This is a genomic window from Leeuwenhoekiella sp. A16, from assembly GCF_047946675.1.
Lineage (GTDB): Bacteria > Bacteroidota > Bacteroidia > Flavobacteriales > Flavobacteriaceae > Leeuwenhoekiella.
Window position 1 is genome coordinate 274381 of record NZ_CP172313.1, and the last position, 22067, is coordinate 296447.

Sequence of the window (22067 nt, forward strand, 5' to 3'; positions counted from 1 at the left end):
ATATAAAGTATGAATTGCATTATTGTTGATGATGAGGAGATGGCAAGAGCCATAATTGAACAATTAGCTTCAAAAAACCCCAATGTTACTGTAGATGAAACTTTCTCTAACGCATTAAGCGCTATCAAGTATCTTAATCAAAACGAGGTAGATCTTGTTTTTCTAGATATTCATATGCCAGATTTTACGGGTTTTGACTTTATACAAACCATTAAAAATCCACCCAAAATAGTTTTAAGCACTTCAGACAAAAATTTTGCAATAGAAGCTTTTGAGTATGAGTGTATTGTAGATTATCTCGTTAAACCTATTACGCAAGAACGTTTTGATAAGGCTGTAAAAAAAGCCCTTGCCTTTAAAAAAACATCTAAAATTGCTGAAGATAAAGAGACTGCAGAAAATGTACAGGATCTGTATGTAAATATCGACCGCAGACTCATAAAAATCGACATGGCAGGCATAAAAATCGTTGAGGCCAAAGGCGATTATATCCTGATAAAAACTGAAACCAAAAATTATACAGTTCACTCTACCTTGAAGAAAATAGAAGACAAACTACCCAATGATTTGTTTTTAAAAGTGCATCGCTCCTACGTTATAAATACCAGTAAGATCGTAGATATAGAAGATAATAGTGTACTTATAGATCGCGATATCATCCCGGTAAGCCGCTCTAAAAGAACAGAGTTAATGGAGCGTCTAAACCTTTTATAGAATTATTTAACTGAAGCATGCGCTCTGGGCGAAAAAGCTCAACGAAACCTTTTAACCATTCATCTATAGTTAAAGGGCGCATAATCGAAAAAAGCCCCTAACGCTGGCAATTTATTTGATCTTTGAAGCAGAAAATAACTTCAAAATTAAATAACATGGCTCTAGCAAGTTTTCATAATCAGGTGCTTGAATTAAGCGGAATAATCTGTAGTGGCAACGTTACAGAAACACAATCAACAATAGAATGTGCTCTTGATCTTGTGAGCCATCTGGTTGTAAATCTCGACAAAATAAATATGCTCGATCTCTCTGGTGTCTTTATGCTCTACCTTATACAAGAGCGCGCCAGAAAAAAGCAAAAAAATATCATATTGACCGGTACGCAAAATGAAGCTGTAAAAAAAGCTTTCAACATGGCAGGTGTCAATATTTGTTAACGCCTTATACTTTCTCTTCACATTTCATTAGAATTTAGGCATAGCCCCAAATCACTTCAGCCCTTGCGTCAGCCTAAAAACGCAAGGGTTTTTTAATGCATAAAATTGCTCTCTACTTAACAAATCTCCGTAAGCCTTCGAAATATAAAATTCTTAAAGTAAGAAAAGCTCTGGAAATTTAGATGCTTCTCATTGTCTGAAAATCATTTTAAAGACAGAAAATTACCACTCATCTACAGTAAACCTCCATTCAACTAAATTAAAAAGATACTTTGTATATAAAGACCATCTTTGTACAAGAATAAAAAAGTAGAAAAAACTTCTCACCCCTTAATAACTTTATCCCCTACCCCTCATTCCTTTAATTACCCCTGCATTTTAAATGCGGGGTTTTTTATGTTCATAGATCTGCTTCATTAATTAAACTATTATCACAACCGCTAAGTCTCTCAATGAAAAAAACTGATTTCAGTTAAAGTCTGGCAGCTCTCAAACTTCACTTATCAGTACAAAAACAATTCAAAGATGATAATGAACCACTCGACTACAGCAAACTTCCATTCAACTAAATTTTGGGATCCAGCGTGGGAATATCTATCATCTTTGTACAAGAAATAAAAACAAAACGCTTTCACCCCAAATCGTTTTACTATTACCCCCAAATCTTAATTAACCCTGCATTCCCCTAAGGTGCAGGGTTTTTAATTGCAAAAAAATAAAATACTTTCACAACCTTACCCTCACCCATTTTGAGTTAAATACAACAAATTGAAAACTGTATTAAATATCTTAAATTGAATTAATTAGAGTATAATTTCAGATAAAAGTCAAAAAATGACAGTTTATCTACACGAATTACCCAGCCACCGAAAATCAACTGAGCAATTCTAAAATACTAAGCATCTTTGTAAAACAATAACAATTAAACAAGCAGCATTATGTCTCTAATACAACTCAATAATTATGTTCTGGAAATAGAAGGAATATTAAATAGTCATAATGTAACAGAGACTCAACTTAAAATTGAAGTTGCTCTTGACAGGACTAACTATCTTATTGTAAACCTGAACTCAATTCATGATATAGATATTTCAGGAGCATTTATGATCTACTTATTGATAGAGAAAGCAAAACAAAAAGAGAAACAAATCGTTCTTGTAGGATGTGACAATAAAAAGATACAATATGCATTTGGTGTAGCCGGACTTACAAGATTACTTGAACCTACAGCTGCTGCATAGTTAAAATACATTTCCCCCCAAATTCTGTTTGTTGCCCTGGCGCTCTCCCTCACGCCGGGGCTTTTTGTATTTAATAGGTTATTGATTTTTTAATTTTTGAATCAATTTATGCTGGCAAGAATAGATAAAGACATAAAAACAATTTTCATCTAAAGAAAAGCCAGTCATGAATTGTAATATTCATTTCGAACCTGACTGATGAAACCCTCTGGATGTATTAAAAGAATAAAAAGCTTAATTCATCTACAGCAAAGTGCCATCTAACGAAAACAGACTGCAAAGCGTGGACAGTCTAACTAGTTTTACATCAGAAATAAACAAATAAACAAATAAACAAATAAACATTTAATCATTAACACTTTATTATTCAATCCTAAATCATTTATTATGAAAAAAATTAGTTTAGTTACAGCAGCAATCACAGCTTTATTTGCAATCGACGCTAACGCTCAGGCAGACAACAATGACATCAATACCTTTAGCCAGGCATTAACAGTAGATGTACCAACTTTGGCAATGTTAGACATTGAAGATGCTTCAGGAGCAGAAGTAAGCGCGATCACTTTAGATCTTACAGACGTAACAAAAGAAGCTGGTGTGTATGAATTTGAAAGCGTAGAAACCTCTCCTATGTGGCTCAATTATACAAGTGTAGTCGCAGATGGGCAGCTGAGAAACATCACTGTAGGTTTTGACCAGAACGCAAATGACTTCCCCAGCGGCGTGAAACTGGTTCTTAATCAAAGTACTTTTACTGCAGACAACGGTACACTAGGTACAGCAGCAGGAACCATTGAAGTAAAACCAACTGATGTTTCTGTACCTGTGATCACAGGAATAGGAAGTGTATACACAGGGCAGGGACAAAAAGGGCTGCAATTTACGTATTCTCTTGCAGAAGATGGAAATTTCGCAGATTACAAAGCAGGTACCTATAACTCAACTTTGATCTACACCATTAGCGGTATATAATATCAAAATAATCTTCGGTTATAATTCAACTGGGATTTAGTAATAAAAAGGCATTCTACTTATGTGGAGTGCCTTTTTACTTTTCATAGGAATTTGACCGATTTTCAGCATAAATGACCCGATTTTACACCTGACCGATACCTTTTTCATTCTACGATTGTAAAAGGTCTTTTATCGTTTTCACGAAATAAACCTTTGCCTCAAAGTTTCTGTTTTTCTTTTAGCACCTTCAACAAAAATTGCTTTCTGTGTATCTCTTTTTGCGCTTTGCATTTCGCGAAAGCTTTAAAGATTGAAAGCATGAACTCATCTACAGCAACCGGTCATCCACCGAAAATAGCCATAAATACAATGACAGCATGACTAGTTTTACATCAGATAAACAAATAAACATTTAATCATTAACACTTTATTATTCAATCCTAAATCATTTATTATGAAAAAAATTAGTTTAGTTACAGCAGCATTTACAGCATTATTTGCAATCGATGCTAATGCACAGGCAGACAACAATGACATCAACACCTTTAATCAGGCATTGACTGTAGATGTACCTACCCTTGCAATGCTAGATATTGAAGATGCATCTGGAGCAGAAGTAAGTGCCATCACTTTAGACCTTACAGATGTAACAAAAGAAGCCGGAGTTTATGAGTTTGACAGTGTAGAGACCTCTCCTATGTGGCTCAATTATACAAGTGTAGTCGCAGATGGCCAACTTAGAAACATTACTGTAGGCTTTGATCAGAATGCAAATGACTTCCCCAGCGGTGTTAAACTCGTTCTTAACAAAAGTACTTTTACCGCAGACAACGGCACTTTAGGTACAGCAGCAGGAACAATTGAAGTAGTACCTACAGATGTATCTGTACCGGTGATCACAGGAATAGGAAGTGTGTACACAGGTCAGGGACAAAAAGGGCTGCAGTTCACGTATTCTCTTGCAGAAGACGGAAATTTTGCAGATTACAAAGCGGGTACCTATAACTCAACTTTGATCTACACCATTAGCGGTTTATAATTCACTATTCTAATGTAATAAAAAAGGCCCTCTGCCCAGGTAGAGCGGCCTTTTTTAATAAACTAAAAAAACGATTCTTTCCTTCAATAGAAAGTCGTTTTTGCTTCAAAGACGCATTGCGACCATTCGTCTACACTTAAACGCGACCTAACGAAAATACGCCTAAAACCCCTGTTTATCAGGCTAAATTTGAAGTATAATAAAACATCAACAAGCAATTATACCATTAAAATAAGTTAAGATGAAAGCAAGAATTATACTTACCATAGCCTTTACATTTTTCATTAATGCTGCAGCATTTAGCGGTGTTCTTATTGTAAACGGTCTTACACATACGTATGAAGGATCTTCTGGAGACAAAGTGCGTGGAGAGATCATTCTTCAAAATACTTCTAACATAGATCAACTGGTAACTTTTGTTCTTAGCGAGGCTATTTTCTCCTGTTCAGAATTTAGAAAATTCACAAAAGATATGAGCCATGAGCGTTCTTCGCTAAGCTGGTTTGAAGGTAATCTGGGTGATAAAGTACTGGCTCCTAATGAGCGTTTTGTGTATCGCTTCTCAATCAATATTCCTGAAGATGCTAACCTAAAAGGCTCTTACTGGAATATGGTTATGATACAAGTAGAAAAGCCTATGCAACAACAGCAATCTAATGCGGTAGCACTTAATTCTAAAATGCAATATGCAGTAGGCGTCATGACAAATGTAAATAACATAGAAGATCTTGACCTAACCTTCACGAGCATTGACTTTTTACCAGAGGCAGGTCTGCCATCAAAAAATCTTAGTGTAAACCTTGAGAATAAAAATCTGTTTGTAGAAGATGTAAAACTACTGCTTGAAATATACGATGCTACAGGCACCAAGATCATGGAAAAAAACACCATTAGAAACCTAATTTTCCCGGGTTTCTGCCAGGAATTTATCTTAGACCTCACATCACTTGCAAAAGGCAATTACCAGTGTATGCTTATTGCAGATTCCCGCGAAGAATATGTAGGTGCAAACATCAACCTTAACATAGAATAGCAGACCCCAAATCACTCATTCTACAATTTAACACTCGTCAATATGAACTCTATAATCAAGAACCTCAGGGTAAGCCAACGAGGTGTGAATCAGAAAATTTTTGTTCTGGTTGAGGCAAGCCTCGGGGAATTAAACCCTCTGGAGGGATTAAAACTTTTGTTCATCATACTACCTTTTTATATAGGCTGTGCAAAAGATGCACCTAATGAAGGTTTTGATCTATATCCTCATGTTGATGTAATTGAATACAATGAAGTGGAAGAAATTAAAAACACAGATACAAACAGTACCACATTTAAATATAGCAACGCAACCGCTGCAACACTTGAGCCAGATACCACAAAAAACGAAATTCTTATTTCTGAAGTTGTAACGATTTCAGCTAAAGCGAAAGAAAATAATGGGGTAATAGATGTAAATAGCGCTCTTGCGAAAAAAACTAATACAGCAACAAATTCTAAAAATAATGTTCTGCAAACAAGAAGAGCAGTTCCCGCATCTCCTAAAACCAAAGACACAACAAAAGTAAAAGTTCAGTCTGAAACTTCTTCGACTGTAAATAATTCCGCAAAAGCGAAAAAAACCCCTCAAAACAATCAAAAATCGGTAAAAGAAGAGCAAAAATCAATCAATAATGAAACGATATACAGCGTAAAAAAACCGGTTAAAACAGCTGAAAATCGGGCGTTTTCACCAAAAAACGCTCCTGAAAACAGAATATCAAAAACAGATTCTGTAAAATCTGTACAAACTCAAAATACAAAGCAAGAAACAGAAAGTACTGCAGAGACAAAAGCTACAACCGACTCAAATATCTATTCAGATAACCTGAGAAGAGTTCAAAAATCGGTCATAGACAGCACAAAATCGGTCGCCAAAGTATCAAAATCGCAAAGCCAGCCAGAAACCCGAAAAATCATTATTACAGATTCTTCAAATGCAGGTGATATTAAATTAACGCCTCTGCATAAGCAAGACACGTATGAAACGGGTAAAAAACACACGCTTGTAATAGATGTAGTGAATATGGGTAGCGATGTTTCAGGATTAAATTTTGATGTGCGCCTGCCCAATACCTGGAATCTTATTTCTGCAAGCACTATTAATACCATGCAGAATGGTGAAAAAAGACTGGCGCTTATCAGCTTTTTTATTCCGGCAAAATATAAGTCAGGTTCCACATCTGCACAGGTAAACTTAATTACAGACAAAGGAAGTTTATTAGGTTCTTCACCAGTAACTTTTAAAGTGGCCAAAAATTTCGGTATTGAGGTTTTCAATGTTTTCGCTCCACAAAATGTACAGGCCGGTGAAACCATAAAAGCCAGCTATTTTATTAAAAATACAGGAAATGTAAATCAAAAAATAGCGCTTTCTTCTCGCAACAGTATAGAAGGAAATGAGATGATCAATCTGGCTGCAGACTCAATAATCGTAGTAGATGTGACTCAAAAAACAACTAAAAAGGTTTTCGCTTTACGCACAATGATCACAAATTTAAAAGTAGAAAGTGCCGCTTCTGGTGAGGCATATCAGTCTTTTTCTAAAACAGATGTTTTCCCTGCGAGAATTAAGCAAACAGATCCTTTTAAGCGCTTTCCCATAGAAGCAAGTTTGTTGTATAACAGTTACACAAATGAAGAGGAGCATTACTCGACAGTTTCAGCAGAATTAAGAGGTCACGGCTTTTTAGACAGCCAGAAAAAGCATCATTTAAATTTCACATTAAGAGGTCCTAAACAAATAAATCTTAAGCGTTTTGGTGTAATAGATCAATACAGTGCGCTTTACAATTATGATAACAAAACCATTGTACATCTGGGAGATCATACTTACCGTTTTAATTACTTAGGTTTTAACAGTCGTTACGGGATGGGCGCCAGAATAGATCACCGCGTAAAAAACTGGATGCTTTCAGCTTTTTATACAAAACCACGACTTTACGATTTTAATGATGAGCCGCTGTACGGTGTAAAAGCGCAATATCATTTTACAGATTCTTTACAGGTAGGCGTTTCTGTAGCCAGATCAAGCGGTACAGAGCAAGGTGCATATTTCAACATTCCCGGTAACGAGAATGAGGAAGGACAGATCACAACTTTCAATTTTAAATATGTAAATAACAAAACCTTAATTAATGCAGAGTCGTCATTTAGCTTAACAAATGAAAATGTAGATTATGCAAATTATATTAACCTGATACAGAGATTTGAGAATTTGACGTACTCAGGTAATTTCACCATTGCGGGCGAAAATTACTTTGGCGCACTTAGAAATAGCCTTCAGTATTCAAATAATCTGCGTTACAGACTGCACAAGTGGAATTTCACTTTAGGCCAGAACATGTCTAAAATCAATGAGCGCTTAAACCCTTTGTTTTTTGCTGCCGCTCCTTATTATGAAGATTATTACGGTGGTTTAGGTTATCGTCCTAATCAAAGACATTATGTAAGTATTCGTTTAGACAGAAGAGTACGTGAAGACCAGTTAAAGCCCAGAAACTATTATTACAAAGAGTACGGTCTTAATTATAGATATGCGTTTACATCTCGTGACTTTAGCCTTCGTTTTAACGGTAGAATAGCAGAAACAAAAAATTTACTTGCTGCTACTAATGTTTACAGAAAAACATACGCACACACCCTACAGAGTTCTTATAGAATTTACGACAGGTTAACTTTTAAAGGATCTTTAAATCATAATTATAACAACCGTTACGGAAAATCAGATTTCAACACCAATTATTTTAGATACAGTTTAGGTGTAGATTACAGCTTAAGCAGAATGTTCCGCTTTGACTTTAATTACAACAGCGGTTTCAGTCCGGAAGATTCTTATATGAAACGTGATTTTATTAACGCCAGCCTAATGGCTCAAATAAATAAAAACCATCGCTTTGAGTTACGCGCAAACTATTATGAAAACGCTGGTAATACCACTCAAAAAGAGCTTTTAGGTTTTGGAAAATACACCTATATGTTTGGGATTCCACTTCGTAGAACAATTGAGCAAGGAGGTTTAAAAGGATATGTTTTTGCTGCAGATGAAACCATTAAAACAAAAGGAATACGCATAGTAAGTTCTGGTAAAACCTTATCTACAAATGCAAAAGGAGAATTTGAGCTAAACAATCTTCCGCTAGGCACAAACTATATTTTTATAGATGAGTCATCATTACCACTGGGCATTGTAGCTGCTAAGAGAGCACCTTTTAAAGTAATAGTTGCCAGAGACAATATGTCGAGTTTAGACATACCGCTGGTGCGTTCTTCTACCATTAACGGCAGCATAGATTTCATCGAAAAAGATCTAACTAAAAAGGATCTTACAGCGTATATAAAACTTGAAAATAAAGAGTTTACATACACCATAGAATCTGATAAGACCGGCACATTTAGTTTTCAGGAAATAGTACCGGGTACTTATAAAATAGAGATTATGAGATTTAAAGCCGGTGATTTGTTTGATATCCCTAAAGCAACCCAAATCACGGTAGAAGAAAATGCCAGGGAAACCATCTCTATAGAGGTTGGAAGCAAGAAGAGAAAGATCAAGTTTGACAATAAGAACTTTAAAGTAGGCAATTAATTATGAGAAAATTCAGCTATATATTTATTAATCTGGTTCTTGTCAATATGTCGATATGTTTTGCACAGGAAACCATAGATGCTAATAGTGTTAATCTTTTTGGCGGCGGTAAAGACTTTAATACGGCATCATTACAATTGCAGCCTATAGAGATCATAGATGTAGAACCAGAATCATTAACAGGCGGAAGCACAAATTTAAGTGGCCTTGAGGCAGGACTTCCCGCTAGTGCCAGTGGCTCAATAGAAGATGCAGATCTGTGGTTAAATTTCACCTTTAGAGATGCAGATTATCAACCAGGTAATGTATATGTCTACTCTACATTGCCCGTTCCCGCAGGCATGACCATTACTGTAGAAGTTATAAGTTTTGCACCTACGGGCAGCTATGCAACGCCCAGTTTTAGCCCAGTTGTTACAATTGCAAATAATGGCGCCAGATTTGACAGCCGACTCATATATGACTTTCAAAATGGATATACGGGCGACGGCATGAACAACGGCTACCAGTTAAAATACACAATAGACAATCCCGGGATGGTATCATTGCCAGACGGTTTTGAAATCATCTACGAAATAAAATAAGCTACCATGAGAAAATTTCAAATTATAATAGCACTGTTATGTTATACGGCGGTAAATGCCCAAGTATTGCTGCCGGGAACTCTGGATGTGCAGGGCATGCCCAACTTTAGCCAGTCTATAACAGATGTAGTGATGGAAGCCGGGGAAGACGATGCGGCTTTAGGTTTTGAAACTACATTTAACGCAACAGAAATAGGCTTTGTACTCGATCCTACCTCAATATTGGGTGTAGAAGTTTCAGATACTGAAACAAACTGCAGTGCAAATGTCTTTAGATATAAAGTATATATGCACACTATAAATGCCCCTGCAGACATTATAATAGAGGCGCGTACATTTACAGATAGTGGCACTCCCCTACCGCTTATAGGTTCAAGCCCTTATGATAATTTACCTATTCAACCATTAGGACCACGAGGTCTAACTCCTGAAAACGGCGGCGCTTATATAGCTGTTCCCAATAATGCTTCACAAGCCATTAAAGTATTTGAATTTATAGGTTGCAGAACAAATATTCCTATTCAGTTCAAAGTAAGACCAAGTGCTAAAGCAAGAGCGGTACCGGTTAATTTTGATATCTATTATACGGTAGTAGGAAGCTTAATGTAGTAAGAATAATCTATTAAAAGTAATTATGACAGGCATCATTCTCATATTTTCAAACAGAGAGCAGCATTTAGATAAAGATGAATTCACTACTTTTTTAAAAGAATATCCTGATGTGCGCTTATGTCTTGTGAATAACGGAAGCATAGATAATACATTAACGCTGCTGCAGGAATTAGAACATAGATATCCTAAGAGGATCTCTGTTATTGACCTTAAGGTAAAAAGAGAGCACGACTTTGCTTTGCGAAATGGTTTCCGCCTCTTGATGCGTAATAAAAATATTGATAAGGTTAATTACGGTTTCAATATGGAACTTCAAGATCTTAAAACCACTATCGAATTTGGCAGTAACAACAGTTGAGAGAATACGAGCAATTATGTGAGCCTTCCTTCGCAAAAATTGATTTTTTCACTGTTAAAATTCAGGTTCATGCATTTACACTAAATCGATTTAGTATATTTTTTGTATCCTTACAGAAAATATAACTAATCTTTCATGAGAAACACGATTTTGTTCCTGGTCCTATTATCTGGATTTAGTCTATTTGCACAGGAACAGTTAACCTTAGACAATCTTAATGATTTTAAAGACCAGACAGGCAATTGGCAAATTGTGGGTGATGTGGTGATGAATCCCAACATTGATATACACCAGGCCGAAACAGCAGAAGAAGAATCTGGCAAAAAAAGAAAAAAGAGAAAAAGAAAAAATGAAACCGAGCCTGCAAAGGCGGTTACCTTTTCTCCGGGAACAGGAATTCTTTTAAATAATCCCGAGAACGGAAAAGATAATCTGGTGACTAAATGGGAACACGGAGATATTTACCTGGAAATGGATGTTATGCTTCCTAAAGGTTCTAACTCAGGAATCTATTTACAAGGCAGATATGAAGTACAATTGAATGACGCCTGGGGTGTAAAAGTTCCTAAATTTTCTGATATAGGTGGTATCTACCGCAATTGGGAAAATGAACCCGGCAAAATTTTTAGAGGTATCGCTCCTCTAAGCAATCCTGCCAAGGCTCCTGGCCTTTGGCAACATTTAAAAATTCATTTTAAAGCACCAAGATTTGATGAAAGTGGAAATAAAATAGCGAATGCGAAATTTGTTTCTATTGAACTAAACGGCGAGCTTATTCAAAATAATGTTGAAGTTCCTTTAGCTACAGGTGGTCCTATATCTGCTGAAGAAACTGCAATGGGTCCGCTTATGATTCAGGGTGATCATGGTGCTGTGGCATTCAAAAACATACAGTATCAGGTAATGGCAGAATCTCAAGTCACTCTCCCTTCTATTGCTTACCAAACTTATAAAGGTGATTTTAAAGGTCTAGAAGATCTTGATAACGCGACTGTAGTTTCTAAAGGAAAAACTAAAGATATTGATGTAAATCTTGCTGAAGAGGAAGATGCTTATGGTATTATATTTAATGGGGAAATTTTGATCCCAAAAGATGATAATTTCACATTTTTGGTAAATTATACCGGTGGTGCAGAATTATCTATAGATGGGAAAGTTGTTGCTAAAGAAAATTCTTCAGACAATGAGGGACGTATATCTTCTAATTCTAACCTTAAAGCAGGTCAACATTCATTTACAATAAAGAATATTAAAAATGCAGGCTGGAGAGCGCCACGATTAGGTTTTACGGTTACTACCGCAACTACAAATCCTAAGACCTTTCACGCTTATGATTCCTACCCACCTAATGTGAACGATGTTTCTGCGATCTATGTACAGCCAGATGCAAAACCAGCTTTATTAAGAGGTTTTGTGAGCTTTAAAGGAAATGAAAAAAGACTTTCTCATACAATAGGCGTTGGCACACCAGAAGGTATTAATTACGTATACGATTTAAAATCAGCGAATATAATTGGTTTCTGGAGAGGGGATTTTGTAGATGCTACACCCATGTGGCACAGCAGAGGTGACGGTTCTTTTAAACCAAAAGGATCTGTACAATGGACCTTTTTAAATCAACCTTTAGCTAAACTTGCTACAGACAAAACTGCTTTCCCAGAAACAGGAGAGGCTCCTGATTTTGTTTCAGAAGGATATACCATAGACAGCGAAACGGGATTACCTATTTTCAAACAAAAATATAATGGTGTCGAGATTTCTAATAAAATCACTCCCGATGAAAATAATAACTATCTGAAAAACGAGATAAGTTTTTCAAAATCGGGCTTATCTGGTTGGTATTATAAATTAGCTTCAGGCAAAGTAAAGAAAATGCAAGATGGCTCATACATCATTGGTGACAACGCATATTATCTAAAACTTATTTCTGCACAAACACCTGTAATAAGAGATATAAATGGAGAAACAGAACTGATAATACCAGTTGATGGTAGTACTATTAACTATGAAATAATATGGTAACGATCATGAAAAATAAGAATTACAATATATATACAATGTTTAAAAACTTTTCTGTTCTTCTGCTGCTAATGATCACCTCTGGATTGATGGCGCAAGATGAGCCTAAACAAGAAGGATCTAAAGAAAATGATTTTTATAGAATTACCACAATCCCTACGCCTGAAGGTGTACTTATAGAAGGTGGTGGTGTCCTATCACTGCCTAGCGGAAGCATGGCTGTATGCACAAGACGTGGTGACGTCTGGATACTTGAAAACCCTACGATGAGCGGTGGCACAGGTGTGACTTTTAAGAAGTTTGCTTCCGGATTACATGAGCCTCTAGGTCTGGCTTATAAAGATGGAGCTTTATACACAGCCCAGCGTGGCGAACTTACAAAACTGGTTGACACAGATGGTGATGGCGTCGCAGACGTTTATAAAACCGTATATGCATGGCCGTTATCTACACATTATCATGAATATTCTTTTGGACCTGTTCTAGCACCAGACGACACATTTTTTGTAACTGCAAATGTTGCTTTTGGTGATGAAGAATGGTGGCGTGGTGAGAGTCGTGTACCCTGGAGAGCCTGGACAATGAAAATATCTGAAGATGGCACAATGCAGCCCTGGGCAACAGGAATGAGATCACCAGCAGGTTACGGTATGTATGATGACGAACTTTTTTATACAGATAATCAAGGTGACTGGGTAGGCTCTGGTGGAGTTTGGCATTTGCCAAAAGGAGCATTTACCGGCCATCCGGCAGGGCTTAAATGGACAGGGATGAAAGATTCTCCTATAAAATTAACTGAGGAGCAATTTTACGCTAAAATTGACAAGAGACAGACAAAAGTAAATGGAAGATATGTAAAACCGGAAAACGTTCAGGATGAGAAAAATCCAGATTTTCTTTATAAAATAAAAGAAACTTTCCCTGAGCTTCAATTACCTTCTGTGATTTTACCTCACGGAATTTTAGGAATATCTACTTCACAAATTAAAGCTATTGATGCCAATTCAAAATTTGGTCCGTTTGACGGTCAGCTTCTTGTGGGTGATATGGGTCAAAGTAAAATTATGAGAGTCGCCCTGGAAAAAGTAAAAGGTGAATATCAAGGTGTGGCTTTTGATTTTAGAGCCGGGTTTCAGTCTGGTGTTATGAGAATGGATTTTGATCATAACGGTAATCTTTTTATTGGTGAGACAAACCGAGGCTGGGGATCTGCAGGAACAACAAATTCCGGTATAGAATTCTTGTCATGGACGGGTAAAACTCCTTTTGAAATGAAAACCGTAAAAGCAATGCCTGATGGTTTTGAAATCGAATTTACAAAACCAGTAGACAAAGCTTCAGCAGAAGATTTAAATTCTTATAAAGGGAAGAGTTATATCTACAAATATCAGGCTGTTTATGGAAGTCCACAGGTTAATATTGAAGACATACCTGTTAAGGGCGTCAAAGTAAGTGATGATGGGATGAAAGTAAGAGTCGTTATAGACAATTTACGCCAATTTTACGTTCATGAAATGTTATTGCAAGGTGTAAAATCTAAGGATAAGGAAGAGTTAACCCTTCACCCTTCTTTTTACTATACGCTTAACAATATTCCAGATGGTCAAAAACTTTCAGCTAGTGAATTCACATCAAAGAAAGTGAGTCCTAAAAAAACTGTAGTTCCTAAAAAGAAACCAGTAGCCAAAAAAGTAGCTCAAAATCAAGTTTTAACAGATAGCCAGGTACAACCTCTATTAGCTGCAAATACGTGTACAGCATGTCATAATAAAGAGAAAAGAGTTGTGGGTCCCTCATTTAAAAACATAGCAAAACGCATGTATTCTAATGAAAAGATTCTGGAATTAATTTATAATCCTCAGCCTAAAAACTGGCCTGAATATGCTACGCCAATGGCTCCCATGCCTCAAGTCCCAGAAGATGAGGCATTAAAAATAGCCGCCTGGATTAATTCGTTAAAATAGAAATTAATCTTACTAAATATTATATAGCCTGTTAATCTTATTATTGATTATCAGGCTATATTTTTTACACAGATTTATAGAAATATCTAAATATCCTACAAAAAGAAAGACTGTCTAAGATCAAAAAGACAGCCTTTCGGGACTAACCAACAATTTATAAAACTGTTTACTATAATTCTTCCGGAGTAAATGTGTGTTTAAAAAGATTGGGATTTATAATGAGCTGCGCCCACCCCCAATTATTGGTATTATCAGATGGCAGACCACCTTTTATTAAACTCATACTGTCTGAAGCAAACATATGCGAATAGCCTAAGTTTAATATTACATTTTTAATAAGCGGTTGCGTAAAAACAAGATCTACTTCAGTTCCTAAATATTTATCTGTATCATTTACCAGATCTGCATTAGCCGCAAAGTAATGCCCTTTAACAAGCAGATTAGATTTTTCGCCGGTCTTGAAAACCAATTTAGCATAGAGATCATTTAGTCCCACATTATTGGCATGATTCCCAACATAGAAATAGTCCATAAAACCGTTGAATTTATGGTTGGTTCCATACAGTGGGAAGAATGATTTATTTTTTGAATCTCCGGTTTGATCTGTTCCGCTTAACATTTCAAATCCCAAAGCATACACAGTGTTGGCCGGTTTATATGATCCTTCTAAAGACAATTGATAAGCACTCAAGTCTGTGCTGGCATCGGCTTTGCCAAATTGATAATAACCGCTTCCGGCAAACTTAACAGCACCGATAGGAAAAGTAAAATAAGCCCCGGTTGTCTGCCTGTTATAAGTTCCATCAGCTTCTTCTTCCTCATTATATTTTTGAAAACCATTATTTAAGAAGAGAAAGCTCAAAGATGAGTTTTCCCAGGATTTATTCAAATGTGCAAATTGCATGGTTTTATAGGTAAAAAAGCCGGTAATTGCATAGTCTGAGCCGATTATCCGCTGTTCTTCCTGACTAAAGGCAAAACCCAGATCCATATTTAAACCAGAATTTTTATATTTTATCAAGGCTGCATCATGAAAACGACCTTGCATCGCCCAATCCAGACCACCAAAAATGCGCTGATCATCATAAGAAATTACCTGACGTCCTAATTTTGTAGACCAATGTTCATCCACTTTTAATTCTACCCACGCCTGAAAAAGTGAAAAAGAATCATTGTTATCACTCGGTAAAATTTGGCGGGTATCGCCCCATGTGCTTACATCCTGCACACTTATAAAGGCATTCAACCATTCAGTATCATAACCAAAATTGAGACGTGAGCGTTGTGTTACAAAAGCAGCAGGTTCTGCATCATCTGGAAACAGGTTGCCAAAACCATGGCGATATTCAAATCGTGAACGTATATCTGCATCTACATTAAAGGTTTGCGCAATGGCGAAAGTTGAAAAAAAGACAAATAAAATAAAGAGAGTAATGTTTGCTTTCATTTAGCTGAAGTTTATTATTCAAAACAAATATAAGTATTTATACGTATTATTACGTAAATATACTTAATTATTGATGACATCTTGTTTCGCGCTTCTTCTTTCGTTATATTCGTAGAGAAATAACGCCCGCTGCTATGATAGCTGTTAATGAAGCCTTAAAACTTATTGAAAAACAAACTTCCCCGCTGGGAACGCAGACTTTATCACTGCTGGCAGCACGTGGAAGCATTTTGGCATCAGCTGTACAATCGCCTATTAATATGCCGCCTTTTCGTCAATCAGCGATGGATGGTTATGCTATTCAACTCAATGGAGCAGCAGAATATAAAGTCATAAGTGAATCAAAAGCAGGAGATTCCGGTAATTTGAGTTTAAAATCCGGCGAAGCAGTACGCATTTTTACCGGTGCTTTGGTGCCTGATGATGCAGATACAATTGTTATTCAGGAGCATGTAGAACGCGCTGCCGATAAAATCCTCATCAATAAATTACCACAAAAAGGTGCAAATATTCGCCCTGTTGGCGAACAAGTATTTACCGGAACAGAAGTTCTCAAAAAAGGAACTTTGGTTAACGAGGCCACAATTGGCTTTCTGGCAGGTTTGGGAATTCAGGAAATTGAAGTTTATAAAAAACCGAAGGTTGGAATCCTGGCAACCGGCAACGAATTGCAAGAACCCGGAACTCCGCTAGAAAAAGGCTCTATTTATGAAAGTAACGCTATCATGTTACAGGCCGCTTTGCTTCGATTAGGGATTGACGATATACAGGTTTTTAAAGCGAAAGATGATTACGACCAAACCAAAACTGCAATTAGCAACGCTTTAGAAAAAGTAGATGTTTTATTGATTTCCGGTGGAATTTCTGTTGGTGAATATGACTTTGTTAAACAAGCGCTCGAAGAAAATGGGGTTGAAGAAGTCTTTTATAAAGTCAACCAAAAACCCGGAAAACCCCTCTTTTTTGGCAAAAAATCAGACCAAACCGTCTTTGCCCTTCCGGGAAATCCGGGTTCCAGTTTAACCTGTTTTTACGTGTATGTTTTGGGTGCTCTGAGAAAAATGATGGGTCATGAAAATTTCAACTTAGAACTGAAAGAGGCTAAAATAACTTCGGAAATTAAAAATCCTACCGGCAAAACGCTTTTTCTAAAAGCGATTATTGAAAATGGAAAAGCAGAAATCTTAACCGGGCAGGCTTCGTCTATGCTCAATTCGTATGCGATTTCAAACGGACTAGTAGTTGTGCCTGAAACGGTAGAACAAATCAATGAAGGCGACTCAATTCAGTATTTAAATCTTGTATTCTAATGGAAGAAAAGAACCAAATAGTATCCAGCGGAATTAAAAGCAGGATCTGGATTGAAAAAGACGGAGATATCTTTTTAGGCTATGGCCGAATAGAATTGCTTAAAAAAGTACACGAAACAAAGTCAATTAGCGCTGCTGCGAAAGCTTTAAATATGTCATACAAAAAGGCGTGGCGATTGATGAATACGATGAACGAACTCGCAAAAGAACCTTTGATCATTAAAAACATTGGTGGTAAAGATGGCGGCGGGACAACCTTAACTGAATACGGAAAAACCATTATCAAACATTTTGAAACGATAAATCAAAACTGCATGGATTTTCTGGATAAGGAATTTGAAAAACTAACTTTTTAAGCTAAAAATCGGAGTTAAACGGGTGAAAATCGACAATAACATATCAGCTTTTATTCTTTGCGGCGGCAAAAGCAGCCGTATGCAAACTGAAAAGGGATTGGTTATTTTTCGCGATAAGCCTTTTATTCAGCATATAATTGATGCAGTAAAACCGATTACTTCAAACATCTCTTTGGTTACTGAAAATACAGATTATGAGCAATTTGGCTTTCCTTTAATCAGTGATATTTATCGGGATAAAGGTCCGGTAGGCGGTATTTTCTCTGCGTTGAAAAATACTTCTACCAGCGATAATTTAATATTAAGTTGTGATATTCCTTTGATAACAATTGCTATCCTTAGCGACCTAATTAGTTCTCATGCTCAAACTGAAAAATCAATCACAATCGCAAGTGAAGTTGAGAAGTCGCATCCGTTAATTGGAGTTTACCACGAATCAGTTGCTCCTTTTTTTGAGAAAAGTATTTTAAATGACGAACTGAAACTTATGAGCCTGATCACAAAAATTGGCTACAATGCATTACAGATAAAAAATACAGAAGCTTTGCAAAATATAAACGACCAGAATCAACTCAAACAACTGAAACCAGCGCTATGATACACGTAAAATATTTCGGGATGATTGCTGAAGCTACCAATTGCAGCGAAGAAAAAATCGCCCTGGAGAATCAAAAACTGGCAGATTTGCTTCAAAAATTGACGATAAAATATAAACTGGATGAGCTTCCTTTAAATGTTGCGGTCAACAAAAATATGGTTGATAAAAATTCAGATTATACAATAAACGAAAACGACGAGATTGCCATTTTACCACCTTTTGCAGGAGGATAATTATGAATAAATATAGCAGACAAATAAAACTCCCTCAAGTGGGAAATGCAGGGCAGCAAAAAATTGAGCAAGCCAAAGTTCTTGTTATTGGCGCCGGCGGTTTGGGCTGCGCAGTTCTCCCCTACCTCACTTCGGCGGGAATTGGAACGATCGGAATTATAGATGGCGATACGGTTGATGAGACTAATCTGCATCGTCAGGTATTGTATGCAGAAAATACCGTGGGAAAAAGCAAAGCCCGCGAAGCGGTTTCAAAGTTGGAAGCTTTGAATTCTAATGTCAAGTTTGAGGTTTATGATGAATTTCTTTCTGCCGAAAATGCATTGCAAATCATTGCGAACTACGATATAATTGTTGACGCGACAGACACAATTGCAATACGCTACTTAATCAATGACGCCTGTGTAATTCTAGATAAACCATTTGTTTATGGTTCGGTTTTTAGGTTTGAAGGGCAGATTTCTGTTTTTAACTACAAGAACGGACCAACGTACCGATGTTTGTTTAAAAACGAAAAAGGAATTGTTCAAAACTGTGCTGAAGTTGGCGTTTTAGGTACTACCGTAGGTTTTACGGGAATGCTTCAGGCAAATGAAGTGATGAAAATGATCCTGGAAATAGGCGAAATCCTTTCAGGAAAGTTGCTGGTTTATAATGCGCTCACGAACGATCAGTCTATTTTTCAGTACAAAAAGGACGAAAATCTGGTCATAAACACCGATTTTTTTGAAGCTGAATATTTACAAAATCAAGTTTCAGAAATCAATCCGGAAGAAGCTTTGGCTTTAAACAGTTTGCTGCTCGATGTACGCGAATTTGATGAAACGCCTCAACTCGATTTGGAAAATTCTATTCAGATTCCGCTTTCAGTTTTAGAAAGTGAAATGCATCAGCTGGATAAAAACAACGAAATATTGATTTACTGCCAGAGCGGAAAACGAAGTCTGGTCGCGGCGAAGCTTCTGCAGAAAAATCAGTTTAGTAAAATTAGGAGCATAAAAGGTGGCGCTTTAGCCATGAATCAAATTATTGAAAATGAAAAAAGTATTTATTGAAGGCCCAATTTCGCCACAATTTATAGCAGATTCTATTGCAAAACATCAGTCAAAGCACAGCATTGGCGCTCATAATATTTTTCTGGGTCAAGTGCGCGCAGATAAGATCGATGATAAAACCGTAAGCGGGATAACATACACCTGCTATGAAGAAATGGCAAATGAAAAGCTGGAAAAAATCAGGGAAAAAGCTTTCGCGAAATATAATCTAACCTGCATGCATATTTACCACAGCCTGGGGAATATCAAAGCCGGTGAAATTTGCTTTTTTGTTTTCGTTTCATCTATGCGTCGTAAAGAAGTTTATGCGGCCACTGAAGAAATCGTGAATCAGGTGAAAAGTGAAGTTCCCATTTTTGCAAAAGAGATTTTTGAAAATGAAGAATTTCAATGGAAAGTTAATAGCTGATAAAAATGAACTTTCGTCATGCTGAACTTGTTTCAGCATCGCATCACGGTTTTATAAAATCAAATAGGTGAGACCCTGAAATAAATTCAGGGTGACGATAGAAAAACAACAATTCAACAAATAATCAATTACCAGAAAACCAGATTACCCAAACCAAATGGTCGATATAACTCATAAAATAAAAACGTTACGCATAGCCACGGCAGAAGCAACGGTTACTGTTAGTAAGCAGGAAACAATTGACGCTGTTGTGAATAATACAGTGCCCAAAGGAAATGTGTTTGAAATGGCAAAAACCGCCGGATTATTTGCTGTTAAAAATACGCATATCACTATTCCGGACTGTCACCCGCTGCCGATTGAATTTACTTCGGTAAGTTATGAAGTTGATGGGTTAACTATAAAAATTCTCATTAAAGTAAAGACCGTTTATAAAACCGGAGTTGAAGTAGAAGCCATGCACGGCGCATCGGTTATTGCGCTTACCATGTATGATATGTTGAAACCTATTGACAAGCAAATTGTTATTGGCAACATACGTTTAGTCAACAAAAAAGGTGGAAAAAGCAGTTTTAAAGATCAGCGACCTTCAACTTTAAAGGCTTGTGTTATTGTGTGTTCAGATACGATTTCTGCCGGGAAAAAAGAAGATTTCGCTGGTAAAGCAATTATAGAAAAACTGGAAAGTCACGATGTCAAAATTGCTTCTTATGAAGTTATTCCTGACGAGATCGAACTGATACGAAGTAAGGCTTTAGAATACGCTGAAGATAACAATCTCGTCATTTTTACGGGCGGAACAGGATTATCATTCCGCGATGTAACTCCCGAAGCTTTAGAACCTATTTTAGAACGAAAAATACCGGGAATTGAAGAAGCCATACGCAATTATGGGCAAGAACGTATGCCATATGCCATGCTTTCGCGAAGCGTTGCCGGCACAATAGGAAATTGTCTGGTTCTGGCTTTACCCGGTTCAACTAATGGAGCAAAAGAGTCTATGGAGGCTGTGTTCCCACATTTGCTGCACGTTTTTAAAATATTACGTGGAGCACAACACGATACAAATGTTTGAAAATCAAAATATATTAACCGATTCTTTTGGGCGTAAGCACAACTATTTGCGTATTTCGCTAAGTGAAAAATGCAATTTGCGTTGTACCTACTGCATGCCTAAAGATGGCGTTACACTCACTCCCCGACCAGAATTGATGACGACTGATGAATTGTTTGCAATAGCCAAAATATTTGCAGACAATGGTGTTAGTAAAATTCGGTTAACTGGTGGCGAGCCGCTGGTGCGAAAGGATTTTAGTGTTCTGCTGCAGAAATTATCTACGCTGGATGTTAAGCTTTCAATCACAACCAACGCGATTCTCGTAGATCGTTTTATGGATGATTTTAAAAAGTATGGCCTTAATGATATTAACGTAAGTTTGGATTCGCTTCAGGAAGAAAAATTCAAATTTATTACTCGTAGAGATCAGTTTAAAAAGGCTTACGAAAATATCTTTTTATTGATAGAAAACGGGTTTAACGTGAAGATGAATGTAGTCTTGATGAAAGACTTCAATGAAGACGAAATCGTAGATTTTATAAAACTCACCCAAACCCTACCAATATCGATCCGTTTTATTGAATTTATGCCTTTTGATGGTAATAAATGGAATAAAAATAAACTGGTAACTCAGCAGGAAATTCTGGAAAAAGCTGATGCTTATTTTGGTAGTGAAAACTATGCACAGCTTGAAAATGAAAAGAATTTTACTTCGCGTAATTTTCAGGTAAAGGGTTTTAAAGGGAATTTTGGGATCATAAGTTCGGTAAGTAATCCGTTTTGTGATAGTTGTAACCGCATTCGTCTTACGGCTAATGGAAAAATAAAAAACTGCCTCTTCTCTAATAAAGAGACAGATTTACTTTCGGCTTACAGAAATAATGAATCTGTTGAAGAATTAATATTCTCATCTATTTATAAGAAAAAAGCGGTGCGTTCCGGAATGGATACTTTTGAAAAACTCAACAATCCAGATCTGCACAACAACAACCGCAGCATGATCACAATAGGAGGATAATTTTTTGGAGAACGCAACCTTTGGAAAACTTCTATTATAAT

21 protein-coding genes are annotated in these 22067 nt (G+C 36.7%); 20 read left to right on the top strand and 1 reads right to left on the bottom strand.

From position 1 onward, the window contains the following. Positions 1-9: 9 nt before the first annotated feature. The 12 genes from ACH3O9_RS01140 (at position 10) to ACH3O9_RS01195 (ending at position 14543) form a co-directional block, all read left to right on the top strand. Complete coding sequence (locus ACH3O9_RS01140; protein ID WP_416443535.1) at positions 10-714, top strand: LytR/AlgR family response regulator transcription factor; 705 nt, start codon at positions 10-12, stop codon at positions 712-714. Positions 715-869: 155 nt separating this feature from the next. Then, complete coding sequence (locus ACH3O9_RS01145) at positions 870-1151, top strand: STAS domain-containing protein (protein WP_416443537.1); 282 nt, start codon at positions 870-872, stop codon at positions 1149-1151. Between the two features lie 938 nt (positions 1152-2089). Further along, positions 2090-2392, top strand: coding sequence for an STAS domain-containing protein (locus ACH3O9_RS01150; RefSeq protein WP_416443539.1), 303 nt, complete (start codon positions 2090-2092; stop codon positions 2390-2392). A gap of 387 nt (positions 2393-2779) precedes the next feature. Then, positions 2780-3364 carry a hypothetical protein gene (locus ACH3O9_RS01155; RefSeq protein WP_416443541.1) on the top strand — a complete coding sequence of 195 codons (585 nt, stop codon included), beginning with the start codon at positions 2780-2782 and terminating at the stop codon, positions 3362-3364. Positions 3365-3800: 436 nt separating this feature from the next. After that, a complete protein-coding gene (locus ACH3O9_RS01160; RefSeq protein WP_416443543.1) occupies positions 3801-4385 on the top strand; it encodes a hypothetical protein in 585 nt (194 codons plus the stop codon). A gap of 241 nt (positions 4386-4626) precedes the next feature. Next, positions 4627-5418, top strand: a complete 792-nt coding sequence (locus ACH3O9_RS01165; RefSeq protein WP_416443545.1) for a hypothetical protein — start codon at positions 4627-4629, stop codon at positions 5416-5418. 42 nt (positions 5419-5460) lie between these two features. Further along, a complete protein-coding gene (locus tag ACH3O9_RS01170) occupies positions 5461-9006 on the top strand; it encodes a hypothetical protein (RefSeq protein WP_416443547.1) in 3546 nt (1181 codons plus the stop codon). Between the two features lie 2 nt (positions 9007-9008). Then, positions 9009-9590, top strand: a complete 582-nt coding sequence (locus tag ACH3O9_RS01175; RefSeq protein WP_416443549.1) for a hypothetical protein — start codon at positions 9009-9011, stop codon at positions 9588-9590. Positions 9591-9596: 6 nt separating this feature from the next. Then, positions 9597-10199, top strand: coding sequence for a hypothetical protein (locus tag ACH3O9_RS01180; protein WP_416443551.1), 603 nt, complete (start codon positions 9597-9599; stop codon positions 10197-10199). Between the two features lie 25 nt (positions 10200-10224). Continuing rightward, positions 10225-10560, top strand: a complete 336-nt coding sequence (locus ACH3O9_RS01185; RefSeq protein ID WP_416443553.1) for a glycosyltransferase — start codon at positions 10225-10227, stop codon at positions 10558-10560. A gap of 135 nt (positions 10561-10695) precedes the next feature. Next, on the top strand, positions 10696-12582 hold the full coding sequence (locus tag ACH3O9_RS01190) for a family 16 glycoside hydrolase (protein ID WP_416443555.1): 1887 nt from the start codon (positions 10696-10698) through the stop codon (positions 12580-12582). Between the two features lie 5 nt (positions 12583-12587). Beyond that, positions 12588-14543: a c-type cytochrome gene (locus ACH3O9_RS01195; RefSeq protein ID WP_416443557.1), complete on the top strand. Its 1956-nt coding sequence runs from the start codon at positions 12588-12590 to the stop codon at positions 14541-14543. A gap of 169 nt (positions 14544-14712) precedes the next feature. Here ACH3O9_RS01195 and ACH3O9_RS01200 read toward each other — a convergent pair whose 3' ends face one another. Then, positions 14713-15990, bottom strand: a complete 1278-nt coding sequence (locus ACH3O9_RS01200) for an alginate export family protein (RefSeq protein ID WP_416443560.1) — start codon at positions 15988-15990, stop codon at positions 14713-14715. A 134-nt stretch (positions 15991-16124) separates the two neighbouring features. On the opposite strand from ACH3O9_RS01200, the gene glp reads away from it, so the two are divergent. The 8 genes from glp to moaA all read left to right on the top strand — a co-directional run bounded on the left by glp (position 16125) and on the right by moaA (position 22026). Then, positions 16125-17300: a gephyrin-like molybdotransferase Glp gene (gene glp / locus ACH3O9_RS01205; protein ID WP_416443562.1), complete on the top strand. Its 1176-nt coding sequence runs from the start codon at positions 16125-16127 to the stop codon at positions 17298-17300. Continuing rightward, positions 17300-17656 (top strand): winged helix-turn-helix domain-containing protein, encoded by a 357-nt coding sequence (locus ACH3O9_RS01210; RefSeq protein WP_416443564.1) that lies wholly within the window; start codon positions 17300-17302, stop codon positions 17654-17656. The genes glp and ACH3O9_RS01210 overlap by 1 nt, the downstream gene beginning before the upstream one ends. Before the next feature lie 22 nt (positions 17657-17678). Continuing rightward, entirely contained in the window at positions 17679-18254 is a 576-nt protein-coding gene (locus ACH3O9_RS01215) for a molybdenum cofactor guanylyltransferase (RefSeq protein ID WP_416443566.1), read from the top strand. After that, positions 18251-18487 (top strand): MoaD/ThiS family protein, encoded by a 237-nt coding sequence (locus ACH3O9_RS01220; protein WP_416443568.1) that lies wholly within the window; start codon positions 18251-18253, stop codon positions 18485-18487. The genes ACH3O9_RS01215 and ACH3O9_RS01220 overlap by 4 nt, the downstream gene beginning before the upstream one ends. A 2-nt stretch (positions 18488-18489) precedes the next feature. Next, positions 18490-19542: a ThiF family adenylyltransferase gene (locus ACH3O9_RS01225; protein WP_416443570.1), complete on the top strand. Its 1053-nt coding sequence runs from the start codon at positions 18490-18492 to the stop codon at positions 19540-19542. Next, on the top strand, positions 19523-19951 hold the full coding sequence (locus tag ACH3O9_RS01230; RefSeq protein ID WP_416443572.1) for a molybdenum cofactor biosynthesis protein MoaE: 429 nt from the start codon (positions 19523-19525) through the stop codon (positions 19949-19951). Before ACH3O9_RS01225 ends, ACH3O9_RS01230 begins: the two co-directional genes overlap by 20 nt. A 157-nt stretch (positions 19952-20108) precedes the next feature. Then, complete coding sequence (moaCB, locus tag ACH3O9_RS01235) at positions 20109-21026, top strand: bifunctional molybdenum cofactor biosynthesis protein MoaC/MoaB (RefSeq protein WP_416443574.1); 918 nt, start codon at positions 20109-20111, stop codon at positions 21024-21026. After that, positions 21019-22026, top strand: a complete 1008-nt coding sequence (moaA, locus tag ACH3O9_RS01240) for a GTP 3',8-cyclase MoaA (protein WP_416446597.1) — start codon at positions 21019-21021, stop codon at positions 22024-22026. The genes moaCB and moaA overlap by 8 nt, the downstream gene beginning before the upstream one ends. Positions 22027-22067: the final 41 nt, after the last annotated feature.

Coding starts and splice junctions, on each gene's coding strand:
- ACH3O9_RS01140 (WP_416443535.1), top strand. CDS start 10: ATGAATTGCATTATTGTTGATGATGAGGAGATGGCAAGAGCCATAATT.
- ACH3O9_RS01145 (WP_416443537.1), top strand. CDS start 870: ATGGCTCTAGCAAGTTTTCATAATCAGGTGCTTGAATTAAGCGGAATA.
- ACH3O9_RS01150 (WP_416443539.1), top strand. CDS start 2,090: ATGTCTCTAATACAACTCAATAATTATGTTCTGGAAATAGAAGGAATA.
- ACH3O9_RS01155 (WP_416443541.1), top strand. CDS start 2,780: ATGAAAAAAATTAGTTTAGTTACAGCAGCAATCACAGCTTTATTTGCA.
- ACH3O9_RS01160 (WP_416443543.1), top strand. CDS start 3,801: ATGAAAAAAATTAGTTTAGTTACAGCAGCATTTACAGCATTATTTGCA.
- ACH3O9_RS01165 (WP_416443545.1), top strand. CDS start 4,627: ATGAAAGCAAGAATTATACTTACCATAGCCTTTACATTTTTCATTAAT.
- ACH3O9_RS01170 (WP_416443547.1), top strand. CDS start 5,461: ATGAACTCTATAATCAAGAACCTCAGGGTAAGCCAACGAGGTGTGAAT.
- ACH3O9_RS01175 (WP_416443549.1), top strand. CDS start 9,009: ATGAGAAAATTCAGCTATATATTTATTAATCTGGTTCTTGTCAATATG.
- ACH3O9_RS01180 (WP_416443551.1), top strand. CDS start 9,597: ATGAGAAAATTTCAAATTATAATAGCACTGTTATGTTATACGGCGGTA.
- ACH3O9_RS01185 (WP_416443553.1), top strand. CDS start 10,225: ATGACAGGCATCATTCTCATATTTTCAAACAGAGAGCAGCATTTAGAT.
- ACH3O9_RS01190 (WP_416443555.1), top strand. CDS start 10,696: ATGAGAAACACGATTTTGTTCCTGGTCCTATTATCTGGATTTAGTCTA.
- ACH3O9_RS01195 (WP_416443557.1), top strand. CDS start 12,588: ATGAAAAATAAGAATTACAATATATATACAATGTTTAAAAACTTTTCT.
- ACH3O9_RS01200 (WP_416443560.1), bottom strand. CDS start 15,990: ATGAAAGCAAACATTACTCTCTTTATTTTATTTGTCTTTTTTTCAACT.
- glp (WP_416443562.1), top strand. CDS start 16,125: ATGATAGCTGTTAATGAAGCCTTAAAACTTATTGAAAAACAAACTTCC.
- ACH3O9_RS01210 (WP_416443564.1), top strand. CDS start 17,300: ATGGAAGAAAAGAACCAAATAGTATCCAGCGGAATTAAAAGCAGGATC.
- ACH3O9_RS01220 (WP_416443568.1), top strand. CDS start 18,251: ATGATACACGTAAAATATTTCGGGATGATTGCTGAAGCTACCAATTGC.
- ACH3O9_RS01225 (WP_416443570.1), top strand. CDS start 18,490: ATGAATAAATATAGCAGACAAATAAAACTCCCTCAAGTGGGAAATGCA.
- ACH3O9_RS01230 (WP_416443572.1), top strand. CDS start 19,523: ATGAAAAAAGTATTTATTGAAGGCCCAATTTCGCCACAATTTATAGCA.
- moaCB (WP_416443574.1), top strand. CDS start 20,109: ATGGTCGATATAACTCATAAAATAAAAACGTTACGCATAGCCACGGCA.
- moaA (WP_416446597.1), top strand. CDS start 21,019: ATGTTTGAAAATCAAAATATATTAACCGATTCTTTTGGGCGTAAGCAC.